Here is a 13,377-nt window from a genome sequence, read left to right as displayed (position 1 = left end):
TCCCGTTACCCCCGGTTCAGCTGCCGCCGCCGCGGGCGGCATCGTTGAAGGCCTGCTGCATCTGCTGAGCCGTCATGGCGTTCGCGCCCTCGGCGGTCTCGTAGTTCTGCTTGACCGTGCGCAGCGCCTCGGCGGCCGTGTAAAGGTTCTCCGAGAGGGTGCGCAGCCCGCTCTCCGTGCTGGCGTACACCTGCTGGTGCTGCTGCGCCAGTTGCTTGGCGTACTGGAAGCCGCCGAGCGGCCCCTTGCCCGCCATGGCCTGGTCGCCGCCGAGCTTCTCCTTGATGTCGACCATGTCGTAGGAGAGCCGGTGGAGGTAGCCGGCGTGCGTCTCCAGCCAGATGATGGCCGAGTCGATGTTGCCGGCGTCCCACTCCGTCTCGACGCCCTTCTCGCCGCTCCCGGCGACCAGTCCGGACGGCGTCTCGGCCTGGTCCACGCCGATCCGGTCGAAGCTCATCCCACGGATGTCGCCCACCCCGGGGAACATGGGGTTGACCGGAATCGGGACGGCGAAATCGACGTTCACCCGGTCCGGATCGTTGTCCTCGTCGCTCATGATGCCCTCCCCTGGCCCCGTGTCTACGGTGTCGGTGTCAACGCGGCTGCGGGTCCGCCGGGGGAGCCCCGGTCTGCCCGCCGCCCGGCTGCGGGCCCGGCCGGCCCGCCGGCCCGTACGGATGCGGGGCCTGCTGCCCGTACGGATGCGGGGCCGTCGGCTGCCCGAGCGGTCGCGGCTGTTGCGGGTGTTGTGGGTACGGCCAGGGGCCGTGGTGGCCCGGCTGCGTCCGGCCGGGCGGCGGCGGTGGGCCGCCCACCGGGGCCTGCGGTACGCGACGCCGCGCCGCCCGCCGGTTCACCACGATCAGCACCACGACCACCGCGCCCACGAGGAGCACCGCGAGTAGGCAGAGCCCGAGCTGGATCGGTGCGTTGTCGGCCAGTCCGACGGAGATCGCCGGCCCGTCGTCGCCGTCCTCCCCGCCCTCGTCCGAGGCCGTCGGGGGCGTCGGCGAGGCACCGGTCAGCAGCGGGTTCGCGTCGACCTTCGGCACCGGGCGGGTCAACGCGGCCAGCACGTCGACCGAGCCGAAGCCGTACTCCGGGTCGCGACCCCGGGCGCCCTGGTCCCGCGCGGTGCGGACCAGCCGGTTCACCACGTCGGCGGCATCGAGATCGGAATAGCGGGACCGCACCAGCGCGACGATCCCGGAGACCACCGCCGTCGCGTCGCTGGTCCCGTCGGTCACGCCGTAGCCGTTCGGCGAGACCGGTGGCGGCACCGGGCCGATGATCCGCTCACCGGGCGCGGTCAGCCCCACCTCGGGGCCGGTGACCGACCCGCTCCAGAGGGACCCGGTCTTCCCGGTGGCACCGACGGCGAGGACGCCGGGAATGTTGGCCGGCAGCGGCACGGCCCGGTCGGTGCGGCGGTTGCCGGCGGCGGCCACCAGCACCGCCCCCTTGCCGAGCGCGTACCGCACGGCCTCGGTGACCTGCGGGTCGCTGCCGGCGGCGCCCACGGACAGGTTGATCACGTCCGCGCCGTGGTCGGCGGCCCAGCGGATGCCGCCCGCGATGTCCCAGTCGCGCGGCAGGCCGAGGGCGACCGGCAGGATCTTCGCCTCCGGGGCGATGCCCAACTGGTGCATGGACCCGCCGCCCCGCCCGGCGATGATGCCGGCCATCTTGGTGCCGTGGCCGTTCTCGCGGTCCGGGTCGGAACGACCGTCGGCCGGCACGTCCTTCGAGAGGGAGGTGCCCCGCAGGACCTGGCCCTTCAGATCGGGATGTGCGGCGTGCACCCCGCCGTCGACCACGGCGACCGTGACGCCCTTGCCCTTGGTCAGCTTGTGCGCCTCGGGGATGCGCAGCGTGTCGAGGTACCACTGGAGGCCGCGTACCGTGTCGGCGGCGCGGACCGGCGCGGGCCCGGCCAGCAGGCCGGCTCCGGCGGCGGTTACCAGCGCCAGCACGGCGGCGGCGGACCGCAGCAGCGGCCGGCGGCGCTTCCCCGTACGCATCGCTCCCCCAGGACCCTCGTCGACCCGTCACGCAGAACGGCTCCGGTCCGGTCGAGCCGGACCGGAGCCGCGCCGGTAACTATCTCAGCTCCAGACCTTGGAGTTGCTCATCTCGGTGGTGACGTAGTTCGCGCGGGCGATGCCGACGGCGCCGCCGATTTCGTTCAGGATCTTGTTGATGTCCCGGACGGCGGTGTCCCACTGCGCCTGGTGCTGCTGGTAGGCGGCGCGGTCCTCGCCCTCCCACTGGAGCTTGGTCAGCATGGACCGCAGCGTGTCGAGCTTCTCGTCGAGAGTCCGCGCGATGGCCGTCATCTGCTGGTTGCTGCTCTCGAGGACAGCGTAGTCAACCTTGATCGTCACGATTTCCTCCTCTGCGCCTGACTGCCGGTCACGGGTTCAGAGCAGAGTGGAACTTGTCCAGCATCTGCTGCTGCTCTTCGTCGTTGACCTGGTGCGTCGTGCCGGACTTGTCAAGCAGGTCGGCGATGTTGTCCATCGCCGTCAGCAGCAGCCCGGTGTCCTCGTTCCAACGCAGCATGAGCTGCTGGAAGCCTCCGGACGCCTGCCCCTTCCAGGCGATCGCCAGGTCGTCGACCACGCCCAACAGCTTCTTCAGCTCGCCGTCGACCTCGCTGCGCGTGGACCGCACGTCATTCGCCGCGGTATGCAGAGTCGATGCTTCGACCTCGAACGCCATGCTTCACACCCTTCCGTCATCGTTGTGGCGGCGGAACTCTGCCGCGCCTTCCCCCGCGGCAAGGCAACCTACCAACCCCACCGACGGACACTCTGGATGAGACGGTAACCGATTCCGTCCAGCCCGCGCAGCCCTGCCTCCGTACCGTCGCTCCCTGGCAGGTGGGGACCACGACGTGTTCCGGTGCGGACCGAACGATCGGGCCCACAGCCGGCCTCAGGACGGCCGGGTGTACGACTTCACGTGCATCACCACGCCGACCACCAACAGCACCACCAGCAGCACTACGCCCGCCCAGAGCACCGGCTTCTCCAACGCCCGGTCCAGCACCACCGGAATCAGCGCGGCGACGCCCGTGATGAGCACCGCCTCGCTGGCCCGTTTGGCCCAGGTCACCCGGGCAAGTTGGGCGACCAGGGCCAGCCCGAGGAAGACCGGGATGGTCACCAGGCAGTACACGAAGAGCCCCAGGACCACTCTGGCCATGTCGCCGCCTCTCGGTCACTCGTAGAACTTGGAGTCCTGCACCCAGTCGATCTTGATGTCCTTGATGTCGGGATCCGAGCCGGTGGGTGCCCAACCCGGGCGGGAGTCCGACACGAAGGCGAACCGGTTGTTGCTCTGGAACCCGGCCATGACGGCGGTGAACATCGAGCTGATGTCCCCGAAGATCAGCGCGAGGATGGCCACGCTCACCGTCATCCCGGCCACCCCGATCGCCTCGGCGATGGGCGCGGTGGGCGGGAACGCCTGGAGGGCGACCGACGCGATCACCGCGATCAGGATCGGGATGAGCGCCTCGACCAGCGCGTCCACGGCGTCGTTGAAGGCGTCCCGGGCGGAGGTGAGGGTGTCCTTGTTGGCGCTGAACGCCTCGGCCAGCGAGTTGATCTCCGCCCCGAGCTTCCGGAGGAAGAGCTCGAACGCGTCCCGGTCGTCGAAGTCCCACTCGGTGTCGGACGGTGGCACCTGATCCAGCGCCGCGCCGAACTGGTCCCCGCCGAGCAGGCGCGCGGCGTCGCCCCACTCCTTGATGGACTTGTTGACCTCGTCGTTGTCGAACGTCTCAAGATAGGCGATCATCACCCCCAGGACGCCGGCGCCGACCAGCCACACCCAGTTGGCCCGGGCTGCGGGGAGCAGCCCCCGCACCGGCGCCGTCGTGGTGGCGACCGTGTGCGTGCCGGTCACCGCTCCGGACGCGTTGGCGATCAGGAGCTCCGCCATCAGTTGTTCCCCCCGTCATGCGCCCGGCCGGTCACTTGACCACCCACGGCTGGTCCGACTTCTCCCAGTTCTTGGCGGTCTGCTCAAGCTGCTCGGCCGCCTTGTTCAGGTGCGCGATGCCGGTCTTCACGTTGTCGAGGTGACCGTCGACCGAGGCGTTGTGGGCCTGCACGGTCGTGTCACCGAAGAGAGTCAGCGACCCGCCCGGCAGTTTCACGCTCTCCAGCAGTGCCTGCACGTTGCGCAGATACTGGATCGGGCCGTCCGCGGCGGCGAGCTTGGTGCTCGCCTTGCGGATCGCGTCGACGTCGACCTTGTTAGCCACCGTGTCTCCTCCCGGCTCAGCGGCGCATGCCGCGGAACGGATCGGCCAGGTCCACCCCGAACTGGCGGAACCAGTCCTCCGGGGCGAGGGTGCCCTCCTGGGCCTGGCGGACCAGCTCGGAGCCGCCGAGCATATCGGTCAGCAGCTCCTGCTGGCGCTCGCCGAACGCCGCGTACGCCGCGTCGACGGCGGCCTGCAGCGACTCCGCGAGGGAGAAGCTGTCCAGCCGCATCGCCCGGGCGTTGATCTCGATGTCACCGATCTTCATCTCGCCGTTCACCGTGGCCTGGACCAGGCCGTCCGGGCTCTCCCCGGTCACCCGCAGATCGGCGCGCTGCCGCTGGAACTCGGCCAGCCGACGCTGCTGCTCCTGCGCCTGGCGCAACAAGTTCTCCATAGCGCCCCCGGCGCCGCCGTAACCCCGCGAAGTGCTCACCACGGTCCTCTCTTCACAAGCGACGATCGGCCCGACGCTACCGGAACGACAAGCCGACGTCCCACCCTAGGCCGGCTCGGACCAGGCCGTCTGGATCAGCTGCTGACCGTCGCGGCGGCGCACCAGGGTGCCCCGGCCCGGCGGCTGCGGGCTCGGCCGCAACGTGCTGAAGACCGCCCCCTCCTCCCGGTTGCCGGACATCAACAGGCCCGGGGAGTCCAGCTCGCGGAGGCGTTGCAGCACCGGCTCGTACAGCGCCCGCGCCACGCCGCCCACGCGGCGGGTGATGATCAGGTGCAGACCGATGTCGCGGGCCTGCGGCAGCAGCTCCTGCAACGCGCTGAGGGGGTTGCTGCCGCCGGAGGCGACCAGGTCGTAGTCGTCCACCAGGATGTAGAGGTCCGGCCCCTTCCACCAGCTCCGGTCGCGCAGCTGGGCGGTGGTGACGTCCGGCCCGGGCAGCCGGTTCGACAGGGCGCTGCGGATCGACGCGAGCCCCTGGCCGAAGGCCTGGTTGGACGGCGCGTAGTCGAGCAGGTGCTCCCCCTCCACCGCGCCCAGCAGGCCGCGCCGGTAGTCGGCGATGACCAGCCGCGCCTGCGCCGGGGTGTACCGCTCGACGATCCCCTTCGCGATCACCCGCAGCAGGTTGGTCTTGCCGCACTCGGCGTCGCCGAAGACCGTCAGGTGCGGCTCGTTCGCCAGGTCCAGGTACACCGGGGCGAGCGCCGACTCGTTGACACCGATCGGCAGGCCGGGCGCCGACCGGTCGGCGACCCGGACCAGCTCGTGCAGCGGCAGCCGGCGCGGCAGCAACCGGACCTTCGGGGCCGGCGTGCCCGGCCACGCCCGTGCCACGTGTCCGGCCAACGCGACCGACGCCTCGGTCAGGTCGTCGACGTCCCGGCGGCCGTCGATCCGGGACACCGCGGCCATGAAGTGCAGCTTGTCGCGGGTCAGGCCGCGGCCCGGGGTCTTCTCCGGGACGTTCTGCGCGGCCCGGCGGTCGATCTCGGACTCGGCCGCGTCGCCGAGCCGCAGCTCCAGCTTGGTGCCGAGCAGGTCCCGCATGTTCATCCGGATCTCCGCCCAGCGGACCGCCGTGACCACCACGTGTACGCCGAAACCCAGCCCCCGGTTGGCCAGGTTCGTGATGGTCTGCTCCAGCTCCTCGTACTCCTGGCGCAGTGTGTTCCAGCCGTCCACCACGAGGAAGACGTCCCCGAACGGGTCGTCGGCGAACTCGCCGGCCGCCCGACGGCGGCGGTAGCCGGCCACCGAGTCGATGCCGTGCTGGGCGAACCGCTGCTCGCGCTCGTCGATGATCCCGACCACCTCGGCGACCGTCCGGCGGACCGCCTCGGTGTCGCGCCGGCCGGCCACGCCGGCCATGTGCGGCAGCCCCTCCAGGCTGCGCAGCGCGCCGCCGCCGAAGTCGAGGCAGAAGAACTGCGCCTCGCGCGGGGTGTGGGTGAGCGCCAGCGAGGCCAGCATCGACCGCAGCATGGTGCTCTTGCCGCTGAGTGAGGCGCCGACGATGACCACGTTGCCGCCCGAGCCGGCCAGCTCCACCATCATCGGGTCGCGACGCTGCTCGTACGGGCGGTCGACCACGCCGACCGGGACGGTGAGTCGGCCCCGGCCCTGCCAGCCCGAGGTGGTCAGGCCGTACGTCTTGTCGACGGCGAGCGGGCTGAGCAGGTCGAGCAGGCTCGGCGGCTCGGACAGCGGCGGCAGCCAGACCTGGTGGGCCGGGCGGCCCCGGCCGGCGAGCTGAGCGATCAGCACGTCGAGCATCGCCACGGCCTTGCCGTCTGCCGGCTGCTCCGGCTCGTCCACAGGTTCCACCGTCAGTTCCGGGGCGCGCACCGGCACGAAGTCCGTGCCGTACGGCACGATCCGGCGCTGCACCAGCGCCTGCGACGACTTCTGCTCCCCCGGCGCCCGGTACGGCCCGGACACGTACGCGGCCCGGAACCGCAGCATGGTGGTGGTGTCGGTCTTCAGGTACCCGTGGCCCGGTGCGCTGGGCAGCTCGTACGCGTCCGGCACGCCGAGCACGATCCGGCTCTCCACCGCCGAGAAGGTACGCAGGCCGACCCGGTACGACAGGTGGGTGTCCAGGCCGCGCAACTTGCCCTCCTCCAGCCGCTGGCTGGCCAGGAGCAGGTGCACGCCGAGCGACCGGCCCAGCCGGCCGATCATCACGAACAGGTCGATGAAGTCCGGCTTCGCGGCGAGCAGCTCGCTGAACTCGTCGCAGATGATGAGCAGGCTGGGCATCGGGTCCAGCGGCTCACCAGCGGCCCGCGCCTTCTCGTACTCGAACCGGGAGACGTAGTTGCCGGCGGCGCGCAGCACCTCCTGGCGGCGGTTCATCTCGCCGGCCAGGGCGTCGCGCATCCGGTCGACCAGGGGCAACTCGTCGGAGAGGTTGGTGATCACCGCGCTGGTGTGCGGCAGCGCGTCGAGCGAGGCGAACGTCGCGCCGCCCTTGAAGTCGACCAGGACGAAGTTCAGCTCCTCCGACGAGTGGGTGACCGCGAGCGCGGCGACCACCGTACGGAGCAGCTCGCTCTTGCCGGAGCCGGTCGCGCCGATGACCAGGCCGTGCGGGCCCATGCCCTCGTGCGCGGACTCCTTGAAGTCCAGCTCGACGACGTTGCCGTCCGGGCCCACGCCGAGCGGGATGCGCAGCCGGTCCCGTTGGCTGCGCGGGCGCCACGTCCGCTGTGTGTCGACCGTGGCGGCGTCGCCGATGCCGAGCAGGTCGGGCAGCTCCGTGCTGCGGGCCAGCGGCTCCTCGGCGCTGGCCTGCTGCTGGGAGAGCCGGTAGGGGGCGATCTGCCGGGCCAGTCCCTCGGCCGCGGCCGAGGTGAGGCGGTCCGGCTGGCCCAGCCGCGACACGGACGCCCCCCGGACCAGATCGAGCGCTGCGCCGTCGCCGACGTCCAGGCAGAGCAGCCAGCGGCCGGCGTCGCGGGGGACGGCGCCGGACAGGTCGATGACGGTGGTGCCGAGCAGGCTCGGGCCGGTCAGGTGGCAGGTTGCGGCGATCTCGCCGCCATCGATCAGCACCACCACGTGCGGTGCGGTGGTCAGCGGCTTCGCCTCCGGGGAGAACCGGGGCCGGCCGGCCAGCTCGTCGGCGAGGGACTCCTCGGCCTCGGAGAGGGTGGCGAAGACGAGCCGACGGGCGCCCGCCGCGTCGGCGCGTCCGGGGTGCTGGGCGTGCGGCAGCCACTTCACCCAGTCCCAGGCCGGCTGCCGCTCCGGGGCGGCCACCACCGCGACGATGATGTCGTCCGGGGCGTGGAAGGTGACGAGTTGGCCCAGCGCCGCCCGGGCCAGGTCGAGTACGGGCTCCCGCTCGCCGCGCAGCACCACCCGGGAGAACGCCCGCACGGACAGCGCGGTGGGCAGGCCCGGCACCGTCGAGTGGGCCCGGACGAACCGGCGCAGCGCGATCGCGCTCATCGGCTCCAGGTCCTCCACCGGCTTGGTCTCCGGCGGCACGATCTCCACCGCCAGCCGCTGCGGGCCGACCGCGATCCGGGCCTCGCCGAAGTCGTCCTCGGTGACCCGCCGCTCCCAGAGCCGGCGGGACGCGGCGATCGACCAGAGCGCGTCGGGCTCCGGGTGCCGCCAGGCCATCGCGGCCCGCTGCTGCTCGGCCGCGCGCCGGGTGCGCTTGCGCATCTGGGCGAGGTAGCGCATGTAGTCGCGGCGCTCGGCGTTCAGCTCGGCCTTGTCGTTGCCGCCGTTGCTCAGCGACCCAAGCGCCATGCCGAGCATCGAGACGCCGAACAGCCCGCCCGCGACGTACGTCATCATGCCGCCGCCCCGGCCGGCGTAGAGGAACGCCATCGCGCCGACGCCGCAGACCATCGGCAGGATCATCAGTAGCTGACCCATCCCCCGAGGGGTCTGTTCGGGCAGCTCGGGCGGGGACTCCAGCAGCACCTCACCACGCGGCAGGGCAGGCCCCGATTGGCGCGGAAGCCGGCGGAACACCACGGTGCTCACGGCTGTCTCCTCCCCCAGAAGCGGCCTGGACACCGACCGGCACGGCGCGAGGTGCGGCCGGGGGCCACGACGACCGACCGCGGGCCGTCGGGTGGGCATCGTACGTGGACGCCATCGTAGGTAATCTCCCGTGGGCGTCGTGGACCCACGGGGCGGTGCCGCCCCGGTGGGGTGGAGCGTAGGCGAGCGCGAGGAGGCCACAGTGGCGACGAAGACGGCGACCGGCGGTCTGAGCCGGATCACCATCGTGGCGCCCCGGACCCGGATGGATCTCGCCCTCCCCGCCGACGTGCCGCTGGCCGACCTGCTGCCGACCCTGCTCCGGCACGCCGGGGAGGACCTCGCCGACGACGGGGTCCGGCACGGCGGCTGGAGCCTCGCCCGGCTCGGCGGGCAGCCGCTCGACGGTGGCCGTACCGCCGCGCAGCTCGGCCTGCGCGACGGCGAGGTGCTCTACTTCACCCCCCGCGCCGCGGCGGCCCCGGAGATCGTCTTCGACGACGTGGTGGACGCGGTCGCCACCGCGACGAACCAGCGCCCGGGCAGCTGGCAGGTGGGCACCACCCGCTCGTTCTCGGTGCTCTTCGCCGCGGCGGCGCTGTCCGCAGGGGCCCTGGCGGCGCTGTTCGCCGGCCCGCCGCAGCTGCCCGGCGCGATCGCCGCCCTGCTGGTCGCGGTCGCCCTGGTGGTCAGCGCCGCGGTGCTGTCCCGGGCTGCCGGTGACAGCCGGACCGGCTCGGTGCTCGCCCTGGTCGGCATCGGGCACGCCGCGACCGGCGGCCTGCTGGTGCTGGCCGGTGACCGGACGCTGACCGGGCTGGCCAGCCCGCACGTGCTGCTCGCGGCGACCGCCGTGGTGGTGTTCGGTGCGGTCGCGGCGCTGGCGGTCGGCGACCGGCTCCCGCTCTTCTTCGGCGCGACCGCCGTCGGCGCGGCGGTGGGCCTCGGCGCGGTGGTGAGCCTGGCGTTCTCCGTCGGCGCTCCGGCCGCCGCCGCGGTGGTCGCCACTGTCGCGTTCGCCTTCCTGCCGGCGCTGCCGATGGCGTCCTACCGGCTGGCCCGGCTGCCCGTCCCGTCCATCCCGACCGGCCCGGACGACCTGAAGACCGACACCGAGACCGTGGACGGTCGCCAGGTGCTGCGGCTCAGCGAGCGGGCCGACGCGTTCCTCACCGGCCTGCTGTGGACGGTGGCGCTGCTGGTGCTGGGCGGGGAGGTCATCCTCGCCCTCGACGGCCGGCTGCCGTCGACGCTGCTCTGCCTGGTGCTGGCCCTCCTGTCGCTGCTGCGCGCCCGGCCGTTCATCGGCCGCGCCCTGCGCACCCCGGTGCTCCTCGCCGGCACCGCCGGGCTCGGCCTGGCGGCGGCGGCCACCTTCGCCGCCGGCTCCACGGCCCTCCGGCTCGGCGTGGTCCTCGGCGGCCTGGTCGTGGCGGCCGTGATCAGCCTGATCTACGGGCTGACCGTGGCGGGCAAGCGGATCTCGCCGGTCTGGGGACGGCTCCTGGACATCGTCGAGATCCTGCTGATCATCTCGCTGGTGCCGCTCGCGGCCTGGGTCTGCGGCCTGTACGGCTGGATCGTCAACCTCCGCCCCTGACGGCCTCACTCGGCGCGGTGGTCGATGACGCGCAGGGCGACCGGAGCGGTGGCGTAGACGCCGGGGCCGTGCTCGCCGTCCAGCGGCCGGGCCCGGACCCCGCCCCGTCGGGCGACGTCCCGGACCGCCTTGACCAGCGCCTCGACGTGGTCGGCGGGAGCCGCGACGCGCAGCAGCGGCGGGCTCGGCCGGTTGCCGGGGCGGACCACGGCGGCGAGCGTGTGGGACGGGGCGGAGGTCGCGGTGACCGCGTCCACCAGGGCCCCCCAGGGAACCCCGGAACGGGCGCGCAGGGCCAGGCAGCGCTGGGTCCAACCGCCGCCGCGCAGCCCGGTCCAGGTCTCCGCCTGCGGCGCGGGCGCCAGGTCCATGCCGGCCGCCGAGACGACCGCGGCGCGCAGCTCGTCCCGGCCGAGGACCCGGTGACTCAGGCCGGCGGCGTGCAGCGCCTTGCCGAGCCGGCCGATACCGGCGGACACGGTCCGGTGCACGCCAACCACCCCGCCGCCCCGCGTCACCGCCTCGTTCCGGGCGTCCCGCACGGACAGCCGTACGGCCACCCACACGGTGCGGTGGGCGGCCGGGGGGGCGCCCGGGGCCGGATACCAGACCAGGGTGTGCGAGACGACCTGGGCGAGGGAGACCGAGGCCGAGAAGTCGGCCAGGACGTCCAGCGCCCGGTCCACCACCGCCGCCTCGACGGAGCCGGCGGGCGCTCCAGGGCGCGGGTCCAGCGCCACGGCGGCGAACCAGCCCTGGCCGTCCTGGCCGATACCGAGCCGGGTGCCCCGCTCGGTCAGCTCGATCACGGTCAGCTCCGGGGCGAGGGCGACCAGCAGGGAGTCGCCGGGGCCACCCCCGGTCACCGCCGTCCGGGCCCGCTCCCGGCGAAGCCGTAGCCGGCGGCGCAGCAGCAGGTCCTCGTACCACCAGCGCCCGCCGCGGCGGGCGAAGGCGGCGACGACCGCCGCCGTCGCGAGGGCGGCGACGACCCCGACCAGCCAGCCGGAGCCGCCGAGGGCGGAGTACACGGTGAGGGCGCCGAGCTCCGCCACGACGAGCTGCCCGACGACGACCGGACCGAGCCGGCCCCGGCTGCGCCGGTCGGCCGGGACGACCGCACGGTCGGGCGGCGCCGGCGGCGCGGGCGGGTCGGCCGAGCCGGGGGCCGTACGACCGGGTGGCGCCTGGACCTGGGGCATCGGTGGCGTCCCTTCTGGACGGGCGGCTTCCTGAGCCGGTACGGGGTGGGCGGTGGTCCCGTTCCCCGACCGGCGGCCCCTTATCGTAGGGAAGCCCGCGGCGGAGCTCGGACCTGATCGCCGCGGACCCATCCCGCCGGAGGTAAGTCATGCGGACCCGCCGCGACCAGGTGCAGGCGTACCGCTTCGTCACCCGCCGGATCGTCTCCGCGCTGCTGTCCGGCGATCCGGAGACCACGAACCTGCCGATGCGGCGGCTCGGCCTCGCGGTGATCGGCAGCGTGGTGGCCGCAGCGGTGGTGCTCGGCGGCATCGGCGCGTACGGCCAGCTCACCGGCAACACCGCACCGCTGGAGGCGAACACGCTGGTGATCGAGCGGGAGACCGGGGCGACGTACGTCTACGTGGACAACCTGCTGCATCCGACCCTGAACTACGCCTCGGCCCGGCTGATCCTCAACGAGGCGGACCCGGCGGTGCGCACCATGTCGCAGGCGTCGATCGCCGACCGGCCGCGCGGGCGTACCGTCGGGATCGTCGGCGCCCCCGACGCGCTGCCCGACCGAAAGTCGCTGATCGGGCTGCCCTGGTCGGTCTGCGACGTGCCCGACCCGGCCGACCCCCGCCGCTCCACCACCCACGTGGTGATCGACCGGCCGCTCTCCGGCGGTGTGCCGCTCGGCGACCGGGCGGTGCTGGTCACCGTCGACGGCGGACGGTACCTGCTCACCGGCGACGCCCGAATGCAGATCGCGGGCGGGGACCAGGCGACGGCGGCGCTGCGGATGGCCGGCGCCCCCACGGTCACCGTCGGCGCGCAGTTGCTCAACGCCGTGCCGGCGGGTCCGGTGCTCCGCGAGCCCGACATCGCGGGCGAGGGGGAGACCAGCCGGCTTACCGTGGGCGACGGTCCGGCCCGGGTCGGCGACGTCTTCCGGGCGGCCGGGCAGCACTACGTGTTGACCCGGGAGGGGCTGGCCGCGATCGGCGAGGTCACCGCCCTGCTGCTGCTGCGCGACGGCGGGCGGGTCACCGACATCACGCCGGACCAGGCCGGCCGGCTGCTGACCCGGGAGCGGGTGGAGCCGGAGGGGACGCCACGGGCGCTGCCGGTGCTGCACCCGGTCCAGGCGGGCCGGACGGTGCTCTGCGCCACCTACCGGAAGGGGGCGGTGGACGCGCCGCCCACCACCACGCTGGAGGTCTTCGACCGGGTGCCGGCTGAGCTGAGCAGCCCAGCCACGCCGGTCCGGCAGGGCGCCCGGGACGCGGTCCGCACCGCCGAGCAGGTCCTGCTGCCGGGCGGGAAGGGTGTGCTGGTCCAGGCCGCCCCGGGTGCCGGGGAGGGCGGCGCGGGCACGCCGGGCTCGACGGTCTATCTGATCGGCGCCCAGGGGGTGCGTTACCCGCTGGGCACCCGGTCGGGCGACGCGCTGACCGCCCTCGGGTACGGCGGCGTGACCCCGCTGGCGGTGCCAGCGTCGCTGCTGTCACTGGTGCCGACGGGCCCCGCCCTCGAGCGGGAGGACGCGCTCGCGTACTTCGCCCCGAGCCCCGCGAGCGGCAGCGCGCCGGGTTCCGCGAGCCGCAGCGCGCCGACCGAAGCCGCACGTCGACCGCCCGCCGGGGGTGCGAGCCGCACGCCGGACCGGGAGGCGAGCGGCGAGCCGAGCCGGCCCGCGGATGACGGGTCTGCCGGGGCGACCGGGTCGCCGACCACCGGTGGGTGACCAGGTTGGTTGGGTCGAAAACACGTCGACCGCACTTTCGCGGGTCGCCCAGGTTGGCCCCCGTCCACTAACCTGGTCTCGCCAACGGTTATCGACGAGGACTACGG

At 73.5% G+C, this 13,377-nt stretch carries 12 protein-coding genes; 2 read left to right on the top strand and 10 right to left on the bottom strand.

Features of this window, described 5'->3' with window-relative positions:
- Window positions 1-16: 16 nt before the first annotated feature.
- The 9 genes from ACH4T9_RS00600 to eccCa form a co-directional block, all read right to left on the bottom strand.
- Entirely contained in the window at window positions 17-559 is a 543-nt protein-coding gene (locus tag ACH4T9_RS00600) for a hypothetical protein (RefSeq protein WP_396669100.1), read from the bottom strand.
- Window positions 560-596: 37 nt separating this feature from the next.
- Window positions 597-2,024 (bottom strand): S8 family serine peptidase, encoded by a 1,428-nt coding sequence (locus tag ACH4T9_RS00595; RefSeq protein ID WP_396669099.1) that lies wholly within the window; start codon window positions 2,022-2,024, stop codon window positions 597-599.
- Window positions 2,025-2,108: 84 nt separating this feature from the next.
- Window positions 2,109-2,387: a WXG100 family type VII secretion target gene (locus ACH4T9_RS00590; RefSeq protein WP_387021357.1), complete on the bottom strand. Its 279-nt coding sequence runs from the start codon at window positions 2,385-2,387 to the stop codon at window positions 2,109-2,111.
- Window positions 2,388-2,415: 28 nt separating this feature from the next.
- Window positions 2,416-2,724, bottom strand: a complete 309-nt coding sequence (locus ACH4T9_RS00585; protein WP_387021354.1) for a WXG100 family type VII secretion target — start codon at window positions 2,722-2,724, stop codon at window positions 2,416-2,418.
- Window positions 2,725-2,940: 216 nt separating this feature from the next.
- Window positions 2,941-3,210 carry a hypothetical protein gene (locus ACH4T9_RS00580; protein ID WP_387021351.1) on the bottom strand — a complete coding sequence of 90 codons (270 nt, stop codon included), beginning with the start codon at window positions 3,208-3,210 and terminating at the stop codon, window positions 2,941-2,943.
- Window positions 3,211-3,225: 15 nt separating this feature from the next.
- Window positions 3,226-3,951 (bottom strand): hypothetical protein, encoded by a 726-nt coding sequence (locus ACH4T9_RS00575; protein WP_396669098.1) that lies wholly within the window; start codon window positions 3,949-3,951, stop codon window positions 3,226-3,228.
- A gap of 31 nt (window positions 3,952-3,982) precedes the next feature.
- Window positions 3,983-4,276, bottom strand: a complete 294-nt coding sequence (locus ACH4T9_RS00570) for a hypothetical protein (RefSeq protein WP_350884075.1) — start codon at window positions 4,274-4,276, stop codon at window positions 3,983-3,985.
- 16 nt (window positions 4,277-4,292) lie between these two features.
- The gene (locus tag ACH4T9_RS00565; protein WP_396669097.1) at window positions 4,293-4,673 is read right to left on the bottom strand and encodes a YbaB/EbfC family nucleoid-associated protein; all 381 of its coding nucleotides are present in this window, start codon (window positions 4,671-4,673) and stop codon (window positions 4,293-4,295) included.
- A gap of 105 nt (window positions 4,674-4,778) precedes the next feature.
- On the bottom strand, window positions 4,779-8,738 hold the full coding sequence (eccCa, locus tag ACH4T9_RS00560) for a type VII secretion protein EccCa (RefSeq protein ID WP_396669096.1): 3,960 nt from the start codon (window positions 8,736-8,738) through the stop codon (window positions 4,779-4,781).
- 202 nt (window positions 8,739-8,940) lie between these two features.
- On the opposite strand from eccCa, the gene eccD reads away from it, so the two are divergent.
- The gene (eccD, locus tag ACH4T9_RS00555) at window positions 8,941-10,338 is read left to right on the top strand and encodes a type VII secretion integral membrane protein EccD (protein ID WP_396669095.1); all 1,398 of its coding nucleotides are present in this window, start codon (window positions 8,941-8,943) and stop codon (window positions 10,336-10,338) included.
- A gap of 5 nt (window positions 10,339-10,343) precedes the next feature.
- On the opposite strand, the gene ACH4T9_RS00550 is transcribed toward eccD, so the two are convergent.
- The gene (locus ACH4T9_RS00550) at window positions 10,344-11,540 is read right to left on the bottom strand and encodes a type VII secretion protein EccE (RefSeq protein WP_396669094.1); all 1,197 of its coding nucleotides are present in this window, start codon (window positions 11,538-11,540) and stop codon (window positions 10,344-10,346) included.
- A 149-nt stretch (window positions 11,541-11,689) separates the two neighbouring features.
- Here ACH4T9_RS00550 and eccB point away from each other — a divergent pair, with 149 nt between their 5' ends.
- On the top strand, window positions 11,690-13,270 hold the full coding sequence (eccB, locus tag ACH4T9_RS00545; protein WP_396669093.1) for a type VII secretion protein EccB: 1,581 nt from the start codon (window positions 11,690-11,692) through the stop codon (window positions 13,268-13,270).
- Window positions 13,271-13,377: the final 107 nt, after the last annotated feature.

Source organism: Micromonospora sp. NPDC020750 (assembly GCF_044334565.1).
Taxonomy (GTDB): domain Bacteria; phylum Actinomycetota; class Actinomycetes; order Mycobacteriales; family Micromonosporaceae; genus Micromonospora.
The sequence above is the reverse complement of the archived record's forward strand: the minus strand, read 5'-3'. Positions and strand labels throughout refer to the sequence as shown.